Annotated in this window: 9 protein-coding genes; 4 read left to right on the top strand and 5 right to left on the bottom strand. The window is 49.8% G+C overall.

The window, feature by feature from the left end:
- Nucleotides 1–106 precede the first annotated feature (106 nt).
- A complete protein-coding gene (locus ACTHMC_RS17600) occupies nt 107–1,318 on the bottom strand; it encodes an efflux RND transporter periplasmic adaptor subunit (RefSeq protein WP_440415019.1) in 1,212 nt (403 codons plus the stop codon).
- Between the two features lie 200 nt (nt 1,319–1,518).
- Nucleotides 1,519–2,118, bottom strand: a complete 600-nt coding sequence (locus ACTHMC_RS17595) for a TetR/AcrR family transcriptional regulator (RefSeq protein ID WP_440415017.1) — start codon at nt 2,116–2,118, stop codon at nt 1,519–1,521.
- 208 nt (nt 2,119–2,326) lie between these two features.
- On the opposite strand from ACTHMC_RS17595, the gene ACTHMC_RS17590 reads away from it, so the two are divergent.
- A complete protein-coding gene (locus ACTHMC_RS17590) occupies nt 2,327–3,691 on the top strand; it encodes an MATE family efflux transporter (protein ID WP_440415015.1) in 1,365 nt (454 codons plus the stop codon).
- 2 nt (nt 3,692–3,693) lie between these two features.
- On the opposite strand, the gene ACTHMC_RS17585 is transcribed toward ACTHMC_RS17590, so the two are convergent.
- From ACTHMC_RS17585 to ACTHMC_RS17575, 3 genes are all read right to left on the bottom strand, one after another.
- Entirely contained in the window at nt 3,694–4,653 is a 960-nt protein-coding gene (locus tag ACTHMC_RS17585) for a hypothetical protein (RefSeq protein WP_440415013.1), read from the bottom strand.
- Nucleotides 4,654–4,655: 2 nt separating this feature from the next.
- Entirely contained in the window at nt 4,656–6,092 is a 1,437-nt protein-coding gene (locus ACTHMC_RS17580) for an MBOAT family O-acyltransferase (protein ID WP_440415011.1), read from the bottom strand.
- 91 nt (nt 6,093–6,183) lie between these two features.
- Nucleotides 6,184–7,176: a phosphotransferase enzyme family protein gene (locus tag ACTHMC_RS17575; RefSeq protein ID WP_440415009.1), complete on the bottom strand. Its 993-nt coding sequence runs from the start codon at nt 7,174–7,176 to the stop codon at nt 6,184–6,186.
- A 340-nt stretch (nt 7,177–7,516) separates the two neighbouring features.
- Here ACTHMC_RS17575 and ACTHMC_RS17570 point away from each other — a divergent pair, with 340 nt between their 5' ends.
- The 3 genes from ACTHMC_RS17570 to ACTHMC_RS17560 form a co-directional block, all read left to right on the top strand.
- Entirely contained in the window at nt 7,517–8,146 is a 630-nt protein-coding gene (locus ACTHMC_RS17570; RefSeq protein WP_440415007.1) for a YceI family protein, read from the top strand.
- Between the two features lie 140 nt (nt 8,147–8,286).
- On the top strand, nt 8,287–9,021 hold the full coding sequence (locus ACTHMC_RS17565; protein ID WP_440415005.1) for a GntR family transcriptional regulator: 735 nt from the start codon (nt 8,287–8,289) through the stop codon (nt 9,019–9,021).
- 96 nt (nt 9,022–9,117) lie between these two features.
- Nucleotides 9,118–11,835: SusC/RagA family TonB-linked outer membrane protein (locus ACTHMC_RS17560; protein WP_440415003.1), on the top strand; the 2,718-nt coding region annotated here is incomplete at its 3' end.

The raw sequence follows: 11,835 nt of genomic DNA, 5'->3' as shown, positions 1-11,835 counted from the left end.
GTGACCACTATTTGCCCGCCTCTGGCGAGCACCGTGTGGCCGGAGGCGACGGAATATAAGTCACTCGCGGGGGCGCGAGCAACTGGCGGCACCCTGTAATGGGTTCTTAGAGCGGTTTAGCCTTCAGCAGGCTGTCTGCAGAAATGGGCTGGGGAACGATCACCATACCATCTCTCAGGTTACCTACTCCGGAGAACACGATCTTTTCACCGGCGTTCACACCGGATGACACGAAATAATAATTGGCGGTCTTGCCCGAAATGGACAGCGGTTTGCTCATCACTTTGTTGCTGTCTGCCAGTGTGAATACAAACACTTTATCCTGGATCTCGAAAGTGGCTTCCTGCGGTACTACCAGTGAAGACTGCGTCAGTTGCGGAATGCGTACCCTTCCTGTATTACCAGTGCGGAGATTACCGCCGGCATTGGGGAAGGAAGCGCGGAAGCTGATGGCACCGGTAGTCCGGTTGAACTGTCCGTCCACCGTGCTCAGTTTTCCTTTCTGCGTATATACGCTGCCGTCAGCAAGCAATAATTCAACGGCTGGAACTTTTCTTACTTTCTCTTCCAGGGTATTGCCTGCAAACTGGTTCCTGAAGGCAATGAAGTCGGGCTCGCTGAGGGAGAAGTAAGCATATATCTCGCTCACATCAGACAAAACGGTGAGTGGCTGCGCTTCACCTTTTCCAACCAGGGCGCCGGTTTTGAAAGGGATACGGCCGATATAACCGCTCACGGGGGCTTTGATGAGGGTGTACCCGATATTGATCTGGGAGCTTCCCACCATGGCTTTAGCCTGATCGGCTGCGGCAACGGCTGCATCATAATTGGCCTGTGCGGTTTTCAGCTGCACTTCAGAGATCACTTTGGCATTTACCAGTGGCGTGAGGCGGTCTACCTCCACTTTGGCGCGCTGGATATTTGCCTGTGCTGCAGTGAGACTGCCTTTGGCATTGTTGTAAGCTTCGCTGTACTCTCGGTCATTGATCTTGAAGAGAGGCTGACCTGCTTTTACAAAGGCACCTTCATCTACATAGATCTTTTCCAGGAAGCCTGCTACCTGCGGGCGGATCTCCACGTTCACTTTGCCTTCCAGGGCAGCAGCGTATTCACGGTAAGTGGTTGCCGGTGCTGTTGGCACTGCCACCACAGGTAATTCCGGTGGGGGAGGCGCGCCGTAACCCCCGCCAGGATTGCTGGAGGATCCGCAGGCGGACAGTATAATGGTGGTAATGAGTACGCCGGTAATGAGGGCGTATGATTGGACAGTCAGAAACGGATTCAAGGCTCGTCCATTGGTCTTAAGTAGTGGTTGCATAACATGGTTGTTTAGAGGGAACACAAACACCCTCTGGTTGATAATTACAATGTTTACTATCTGTTGTGTCTGTTCTGTGAAACTGATTAGTGGTTACCGGATGGTAATTTTCTGTCGGGCAGGCGTATCGCGTCACTTAATGTTATAACACTCTTATAATTCCTAACAGTGTTAGTTCTTTTTGGCAAAAAAAAACCGTGTTACGGGTTCAGGTTTTTGATGAAGCCATTGATGGCATCATCCAGCACCATTTTGTTGAGTTCTTCGCACATATCCGAGGTCCGCATCATTTTTATGGAGATGAGCCCGTGGAGTATGCTCCAGAACGTGTGACTTTTCAAACAGGCCAGGTCTTCATTTGATTTCTTTCCGAGAATGGTGGAGATGGGTGCACTCATGAGTTCCCTGAACCCCACTTTTTCCGGGAGGCATTTTTCCTGCTCGATGCAGGGGATGCCAAGATCAAACATCACCTGGTAGTATTCCTTATTGCGGAAGGCGAAATTCCAGTAAGCATCGGCCATAGCCCTTATCTGTTCGGCCGGTGCCGTATGCTTGTTCTTCGCCTGTTCCATTTTTTTGGTCAGTAAGCGGAAGCCATCCCTTGCAAACTCCAGGAGGATGTCCTCTTTACTGGCAAAGTGATCATAAATGACCGGCACACTGTACTCGATAGCGTCGGCAATCTTGCGGATGGACAGCGATTGCCATCCCTCTTCCGTTACGATCCTCCAGGCGGTAGCCAATATGCTGGAACGTACCTCGTCTCGCTGCCGTAGCCGTCTTTCTGTTATGCCCATATTGATGATTTACCTAACAGTGTTAGCAAAAGTAGTGATGTTTTGGATTCTGAAAAAAATATTTGACAGGAAAAAATTGTCAACCCGGCCAAATGCGGTACAGGAGCGGATTTTTGGACGATGAATTATTTTTTGCGGCAAAAGGCTTCCAACAATTGGACAATTGTCCCTGTTATTCCCGCAGAACCATTTTATTTTTACCGATTCTATGAACAAAGAGAGTACAGGACTGAGAACAGAAGCGAACGCTACTATTAAACTGGCCATTCCCATTATCATCGGGGAGCTGGCCCAGATGGCACTGCATATCATCGATTCCGCCATGGTGGGATCCATCAATTACAAACAGCTGGCGGCAGTTGCCCTGGTGATCAACGCCATCAATATCCCACTGGTATTCGGCATCGGTATGACCATCGCCGTATCACAGATGGTGAGCATGGCCAATGGCCGCAATGATGCCCGGCAGGTCTCCCATTACCTGTTCAACGGGTTTGTACTTTGCTCGGTCATGGGGGTTATCATCTCCCTGGCCCTCTGCTTCGGTACGGGCATACTGCATCACCTGGGGCAGGACCCTGATGTGGTGGAACTGGCCATTCCTTTCATGAAACTGATGAGCCTTTCCATGATCCCCATGCTGATGTTCATGACCCTGAAACAGTTCACTGACGGTCTTGAGTATACTAAAACGGCCATGGTGCTCTCACTCATATCGCTTCCCCTGAACGTATTCATCAACTGGCTGCTGATCTATGGCAACTGGGGCGCACCCAGGCTGGAGCTGGTAGGAGCGGGCTGGGGCACGCTGATCACACGTTCCCTGATGTTTGTGGTACTGGCAGTGGTGATCTTCCGGCATCCGATCTTCCGCCGTTATATTGCGGTACGTGGTTCTGAATGGAAACTGAAAGCTCGCACATGGGGGGAACTGCTGCATATCGGAACGGCCAGCAGTCTGCAATTGGGCATGGAAGCCGGCGCCTTTGCCGTATCCGGACTGATCATCGGTACCCTGGGCGCTGTGGCGCAGGCGGCTCACCAGATCGCACTGAGCCTGGCGGCATTCACTTTTATGGTGAGCATGGGACTGGCGCAGGCAGGCTCCATCCGCGTGAGCAACGCATTCGGCAGAAAGAACTGGCCGCTGATCAATGTGATCGGCAGAAGTACCATTGTTACCGCCCTGATCTATGGCGTGCTTTGCGCCATCATCTTCGCTACCATGCGTCAGGTATTACCTCAACTCTTCAATGATAATGCAGACGTGATCGCACTGGCTGCCACCCTGCTGCTCTTTGCCGCCGTATTCCAGATCAGTGATGCCACACAGGCTATCAGTGCCGGATTGCTGCGGGGTATCAAAGATGTGAAAGCACCTACCATACTTATTGCAATTGCATACTGGGTGATCGGGATCCCCGTTGGTTATTTCCTGGCCTTCCCGTTGAAGATGGGCGCCACCGGAATCTGGCTGGGACTGATCACCGGACTGACCTTCGCTGCAGCCTTCCTGGTGACCAGGTTCCTGAAGATGGTGAAGAAAGAAGAAACGGAACTGGTAAAAGCATAGGATTAATCTGCCTGTGAAGCGATCCATGTTTTATAGATCAGCTGCTGGTAATTTCCCGGCTGGCGGATGGCCGGATCCCGGATCAGTTGATTAAGGAATATAGAGAAACGGCGGGCGCCCCGTCCATTCAGGTGCTCGAAATCACGGTATTGCTCATCCGGAAAATACAGATCGCGGAAATCCAGGTAGGGGATGGTGCTGAAGCGTGTTTCCCTGATCTCATTGAAGAGCGCTTCATTGGAGCGGTCGCCTGATTGTGCATGCAAAGGCGAGCTGAAGAACCAGATACGTTTCCCTTTTTCCTGGCAGAGCAACACCAGCTTCTGCAGATAGATCAGATTGTACTTTGTGGTGTCATTGCTGAGCGCGGGACGGGGAAATCCTTTCCTGATCCGCTCCAATCGCTTTGCCACTGTGCTTTCCGTCTGGTAAACAAAGCCACCCCATTTCTTTGCCTGCATAATATCCTGGTGCCTGTTCCTGTAAGCCAGCAAAGTTTCACGCGGCACTGCACTTAACGTGGACAGTAGCTGTGATGCATTCAACCGGAGCAAAAGCCGGTAATCCTCTCCATCCAGCACGGTGGCGTATCTCGGAAGGAACTGAGGCATATGATAATCGCTGAAAATGGTGCTGTCCATGTAATTGCTGATACACTTACTGCTGAATTCAATGAACACATTTTGTATTTCAGGGTTGCTCTCAAAGATGCGCTTCGCTTTTTGAAAAGTGTAGAAGAAGGGCTCGGCAGCATCGCCCAGGTTGCGTGCATGAGGGATGAGTGAATCATTGATATTGCACTGCACATGAGAGAAGCCTAAAAACACAGTTTCCACCAGGCCGGGCTTCAGCACAAAACATTCTTTTTTATTCACCTGTTGCACGAGAACACCCAGCAGTATGGTAGTTGCGAGGATCAGCAGGATGATAAAAAGAAGAAGTCGCCGGAGAAATAGCTTCATACTCAGAAAATAAAATAGATGAATGGTTGGTTCCTGCCCGCCAGGAGAATGATCAGTAAACAGATTCCCAGGTAAGCGCTCCAGCGGAGAGCTTGCGGCCATTGTACTCCCATACCGGCAAGGGCGTATGGCTTTTCACGTCCCAGCCATTCTATTAAAAAGAAGAATGGCAGCAACAACATCATATGAATGGGCAGCACATGCGGCAAGCTGAAAAAAGAGGGGGTGAATATGCCATCGATATAATCAACTGCCGCTGAAATGCTGGCGGCCCTGAAAAAGATCCAGGCAAAACAGACAAGCATAAATGTGAACAGCATTTGCCCCGTTTCTTTTAATGATGGCAGCAGACGCCCTTCAGCTACTGTATCCAGGTACAACCTGTTTTTACGAAGCAGCAAGGATGGCAGGAAATAACAGGCATGCAGCACACCCCAGGCAATGAATGTGAAATTCGCTCCATGCCAAAATCCACTTACTACAAAAACAATAAAAACATTCCGGATGCTTTGCCAGCGGGTGCCGCGGCTACCTCCTAATGGAATATAGAGGTAATCCCGGAACCAGCTGCTGAGCGAGATATGCCACCGGCGCCAGAATTCAGGGATACTCCGTGAAAAATAAGGGAATGAGAAATTGCGCAGCAGTTCAATGCCGAACAGCCTGGCCGTACCCAATGCGATATCCGAATAACCCGAGAAGTCTGCATAGATCTGAATGGTAAATAACAAAGCACCCAGTGCCAGCGCACTGCCGCTTTGATTGGCGGCAGTGCCGAAAATGGCATCGGTATACAGCGCGCAGTTATCGGCGATCAGGATCTTTTTGAAGAGGCCCCAGAGGATCTGTCGCATGCCATCTGCCAGCAATGTATAGTTGATGGTCCTGGATTGTTTGATCTGTGGCAACAGGTGCGTGGCCCTTTCGATGGGTCCTGCTACCAGTAACGGGAAGAAGCAGACGAAGACGGCATAATCGATAAAATTCTTTTCTGCCGGGATCCTTTCTTTATAGATATCGATGATATAGGAAAGTCCATGGAAGGTATAGAAGGAAATGCCGACGGGTAATAAGATCTGAAGGGTAGGGGCATGCAGTTGCCATCCTATGGATTCGCCCAGTATTACAAACGAACCGGCAAAAAAATTGAAGTATTTGAAAACACCCAGTACGCCGAGGTTCACCACGATGCTGGTGACCAGCCATCGTTTTTTACTGCGCCTGTTACCGGACGAGGAAATACGTAGTCCGGATACATAATCAAGCCCGGTGGAAAAAAGCAGTAACCCCAAAAAACGATAATCCCAGCAGGCGTAAAACACATAGCTGGCCAGTAACAGCAGGTTATTCTGGCGCCGGCGGTTTTGCCGCGTAGCAAACCAGTACAGGAAAAAGACCACTGGCAGGAATATGGCGAAGGCCCAGGAGTTGAACAGCAATTGGATTCAATTTGGATGAAAGCCTGGCGGTAAATATACGGGAAATGCTGTGTAACTGCGGTGGTCCCTGCTTGTTGTCAGCCGGTCAGGATCAGGGCAGGAATTTGCCTGGGTCGGCCACCAGGTTCTTGAGCCGCTGGATCCATTCTCTCAGGTACCTGGGCCCGAAATAGACATTGGTATGGTCCTCGAAATTCTCGTACTGGTATTTTAAATAGAAGGTCCAGAAGAGGAAACATAAGTGTGGCAGTGCTTTCAGCTCATCTGGCTGCAATGGCTTCAGTTGCTGGTAGCTGTCAGTGAAGAGCTTCAACCTTCTTTTAATTTCATCTTCACCGGGATTGAGTAAAGTAAGGTACACCGCATAGGAAGCGATATCATTCATCAGCCAGCCAGGTCCGGAGAAGTCGAAATCAAACAGGGTGATCTCCCCCAGGTCATCATGGTGCCAGTTCTTGGGCATGAAATCATAATGACAATACCCGGCACTGAAGCCCGCAGTATTCAGTTTCGATAGTTCCTGCTCAGTGGCCGCGGCCGCTTCTTTCAGCCATTCATAATCTGCCGGCACTTTTTCAAAGGCAGGGGCAACTGCTTTCAGCGGCTCATGCAGCATGGTATCCAGCGTATACCCTTTTCTGTTATATGCTAATTGCAGGCCTTCGGTTTGAAGGTGCAGCCTGGCCAGGAATTGTCCGCTTTGCACCACCTGAGTATCGGATTGTTCGATGACGGGGCCGCCGGGCGCAAAGGAATAAAGCACTCCGTGCCTGGTCCCTTCTGCAGCCAGGAAGCTGAGCAATTGCTCTCCGTGAAGGTCTGTAACAGGGCCGCCCACACGAATGCCATTCCTGAGCAAATGCTGCAGTAAGGCTATTTCTCCCCGGATCTCGGCTTCAGTGCGGTGCATGGCGCGGAAGATCTTCAGAATAAAAGTCCCTTCGGTGGCGGATACATGATAGGTATCGCTCACATTCCGGTACTGATACCTGCAATGCACATCCGTAAACCCGAATTGCTGCTGAAGGTAATCACCCAGTGCAGGCGCCGATAAAGTGGAATAACGGGTAGGGAAGATGGACATGGTAAATGATTTGGCTGGAAAAAAGGGATGCAAAATAACCCGATTTTACAGGTTATAACGCGTTCTCCCCTGAAAGTGAGCAGGATTTCAGAGGCCCGACACAGAATTTTTTTTCTTTCTTTTTACATTTTTCCTGATAGAGGATATGTAAATAATTGAAAATCAATATTAAAATGGAAGTATATCTATTTAAAACCCATCGAAAAAAATAAATATAATGTTTCAACAACAAAAACTAAATCAGTTTTGTTTTGTTACTTGCAATCTTAGAGCCGGCTCATTCCACCCAACAGAAAGAGCCGGTTTGTATTTATTTCAAGCATTAAATAAAAACGAAAACATGAAAAAACTTCTCTTTGTGCTGTTAGGCGGCGCTGTATTTATGACCAGCTGCGTAGACAACCCTGAAGGAAAGAAAGCAGAAACAACAGAAAGCGTTACTCCCACACAGGCAACCGGTGGCGCAGGTCTCACAGTTGACACCGCAGCCAGCAGCATTGCCTGGTTAGGTAACAAGGTAACCGGTAAGCACAATGGTACTGTTCGTCTTTCAGGCGGAACCCTGCAGGTTGCTGAAGGCAAACTGACCGGTGGCAAATTCACCATCAACATGACTTCTTTAGTGAACCTTGACATTACAGACACTGCTTATAAAGCGAAACTGGAAGGTCACCTGAAATCCCCTGATTTCTTTGATGTTGCCAAGTATCCTGAAGCAACTTTCGAGATCACTTCAGTAACTGATTCTGCCAACAACAAAGTGAAGATCGCCGGTAACCTCACCCTGAAAGGTATCAGCAAGAACATCACTTTCGATGCTGATGTGATCGAGAGCACACCCGCTTCTTTCAAAGCGAAAGCTGATTTCAATATTAACCGTCACGACTGGAACATTACTTATCCCGGTCAGAAAGACGATGCTATCAGCCAGGAGATCAACCTGAAAGTTGACCTGCAGGCAAAAGGATAGTTGATCTGAAGCAAACATGAGAAATTCTATACCTGGGCGCTGACCGATGGTCGGCGCTTTTTTTACGCCCTCTCAAAAAAAATTTGGCAGAATCTCAAACTTCCCTAATTTAGTATGTACGTACATACAAACAAGCTGTCATGGAAAAACTGGAGATTGATCATCAAAGTGCGCTTCCCTTACATGCCCAGGTGGAAGATCTGCTCCGCAGGCTGATCGCCCATCCCGAGTACCAGAACGGTAAGCTGCTGCCCAATGAGATCAATATGGCCAAGAAACTCGGCGTCAGTCGCAGCACGGTTCGCCAGGCTACCAACAAACTGGTGTATGAACGATTACTCGTAAGAAAAAAAGGCGTTGGCACTTCTGTGGCCCGCAACAATATTTCCACCAAGCTGGATAACTGGACCAGCTTCACTCATGAGATGGACGAGAAGGGGATGACCTTCCGCAACTACAGCATCAAGGTATCAAATATCATCCCCGACAAAGAGATACAGCAACTGTTCAAACTCGCTCCCGGCGCCACTGTGCTGAAGATGGAGCGTGTAAAGGGACTGGATGGCGAGCCCATCGTTCACTTCATATCCTATTTCCATCCGCGTACCGGTCTCACTACGGACGATGATTTCAACAAACCATTATACGAGATGCTGGAGAACGATCACCATATTGTGGCCTCCGTATCAAAAGAAGGGATCAGTGCTATCCTGGCAGACAAGAAGCTGGGCAAGCTCCTGGCTGTAGAGCCCGGCGCACCCATCCTCTTCCGCAAACGTGTGGTATGTGATGCAGGAGATAGACCCATCGAATATAACCTCGGCTATTACAGGGCCGACAGGTTCACGTACACTATCGACATAGAAAGACACTGATCATTCCAGACCTTAACCTGAACAATTAAAAAAATTTATGCTTTAATATGTACGAACATTCGGACATTTGACCCTACACTCTTCAATGCTTAATTAATGAGAACATTATCATCTAACGACAAGCTTGCTGCCCTGTTCACCGCATTCTTCCTCTGGTGCATCATCCCATCCTTTGCCCAGGATGCCCCCGCAGGTAAGGTAACAGGTAAGATCATCAGTGGTACCGGTAGTCCTGTTGAAGGGGCCACCATTTCCGTTAAAGGAAGCGCGCAAAGCGTTGCTTCCGGAAAAACCGGCCAGTACAGCATTTCCGTGCCGGCCGGAAAAGACACACTGGTATTCTCTCACATCGGTTTTGTAACCCAGGAGGTAGCCCTGAAAGGCAGAACCAGTATCAACATTACTTTGATCGACGAAAATGCAGAGCTCAGCCAGGTGGTGGTGATCGCTTACGGCACTGCCCGGAAGAGCGATCTCACCGGCTCCGTGGTATCAGTGAAAGCTGATGAGCTCAAGGCCATTCCCGCCACCTCCTTTGAACAGGCCCTCCAGGGCCGTGCGGCAGGTGTGCAGGTAACGCAGCAGTCGGGCAAACCCGGCGGCGAGCCCAGCATCCGCATCCGCGGTACCAGCTCCATCACCGCCAACAATGAACCCCTCTATGTGATCGACGGTATGCTGGTGAACAGCGATGGCAGCGACCTGGATGGCGGCGTTACACGCGGCCCGAGGATCGGACCACTCGCCAGTATTAATCCGGGCGACATCGAGTCTATCGAGATCCTCAAAGACGCCTCCGCTACCGCCATGTATGGTTCCCGTGGCGCCAACGGTGTGGTACTCGTAACCACCAAACGCGGCCGCAACGGTCAGGGACAGGTGAACATCGAAGCCTATCACGGGTATCAGCAGGTAGCCAATAAACTGGACCTGCTCAATGCCGCACAGTTCGGAGAGTTTGTGAACGAAGCCAGGATGAACGCCGGACAAATGCCCATCTACGTAAATCCAAAGAACCTGGGTAAGGGTACAGACTGGCAGGGTGAGCTCTATCGAACAGCGCCCATCAGCAATGTTCAGGCATCCGTTACCGGTGGCAATGAGAAAACGAAATATTCCATTTCCGGATCCCTGTTTGCACAGGATGGCGTGATCATCAATTCTGATTTCAAACGCTATTCCTTCCGCGCCAACCTGGAACAATCCGTCACCAAAAAGCTGACTATCGGTTCCAGTCTCGCATACTCACGCATGAACAGCCGTGGTGTACTCACCAACGATCAGCAGATCGTTCCCGGTGTGGTTTCCTCCGCTATCCAGTTCAATCCTGTATTACCTGTATACAATCCCGCAGAACCCGGCGGGTACACCTACGAGAACAGGAGAGACAATTTCTATACCATCGGCAAAACGCTTGGCAACCCTGTTGCAGAAGCAAAGGAGTATATCTCAAATACGGCAGTGTCCCGCATTCTGGGCAACGCCTTCCTGCGTTACGCCTTCAGTGATAAACTTGAATTCAAAACCAGCTTCGGCATCGACGGTTTCTCCAGCGATGAAGGCAGCTTCGGTCCTAACTTCCTGAAAAGAACACAGGCCAGCGAAGGCGAAGCATCCGTATCCAAAACGGATGGTATGACCTGGCTCAATGAGAATACACTTTCTTACAATAATACATTCGCCGGCAAACACCGCGTGAATGCACTGGTGGGTTACACGGTGCAGCGTTTCAATAACGACAGGCTGAATGCCATCGCTTTTGGTTTCCCCAACAGTCATACCGGTTATCACAATATTTTCGCCGGTCAGAAACCACAGAAACCCACCAACTTCGAAAGCAGCTGGAGCATGATCTCTTACCTGGGTAGACTGAACTATACTTATAACAACAAGTACCTGTTCACCGTAACCAGCCGTATCGATGGAAGCTCCAAGTTCGGCGCCAACAACAAATATGCATTCTTCCCATCGGGAGCTTTTGCATGGCGCGTATCTGAAGAAGATTTCATGGACAATGTGGAACTGATCAACGACCTGAAATTCCGCACCAGTTATGGCGTGATAGGTAATCAGGGTATTCTCCCTTACCAGTCGCTCGCCCTGGTTGGTCCCTTCGGAGAAGGTGTGTTCAACAGTCCTACCGGCAGTGAAGTGTATACAGGCATGGAGCCACTGGGTTATGTGAATCCCAACCTGAAATGGGAAACTACCCGTCAGTTCGATATCGGTCTCGACTTCGGCCTCTTTAATAACAGGATAGCCGTTACTGCTGATTATTATCATAAGAAGACCAACGATCTGTTGCTTGGAACGCCCATTCCGTCTACATCCGGCTTCACAACGTCTATGATGAATATCGGTAATATCGAGAACCATGGTTTCGACCTGGATATCCGCACCGAAAATATCAAGGGAGAATTTAACTGGAACAGCGCCATCAATTTCTCTGTCAACCGCAATAAGATCACTAATCTCAATGCGGATAATGATATCCATTTACTGGGTGGACTGATGCTTCGTCAGGGATTATCAGTGGGTGCTTTCTACGGGCTGATATCAGATGGTATCTTCCAGACCGATGCTGAAGCTGCTTCCAGCCCGGTGCTGGTAGGGCAGGAGCCAACAGGCCCCAACCCGGCATCACGTGCAAAAGCAGGTGACCGCCGCTACCGCGATATCAACGGCGATAAGAAGATCGATGAGAGCGATCGTCAGATCCTCGGTTATGCCACCCCGAAATTCACCTGGGGATTCTCCAATAACTTCAACTTCCGCAACTGGGGACTGGCTGTTTTCTTCCAGGGCTCACAGGGT

Origin of the sequence: Pseudobacter sp., from assembly GCF_051955275.1 — a bacterium.
GTDB lineage: Bacteria > Bacteroidota > Bacteroidia > Chitinophagales > Chitinophagaceae > Pseudobacter.
The sequence above is the reverse complement of the archived record's forward strand: the minus strand, read 5'-3'. Positions and strand labels throughout refer to the sequence as shown.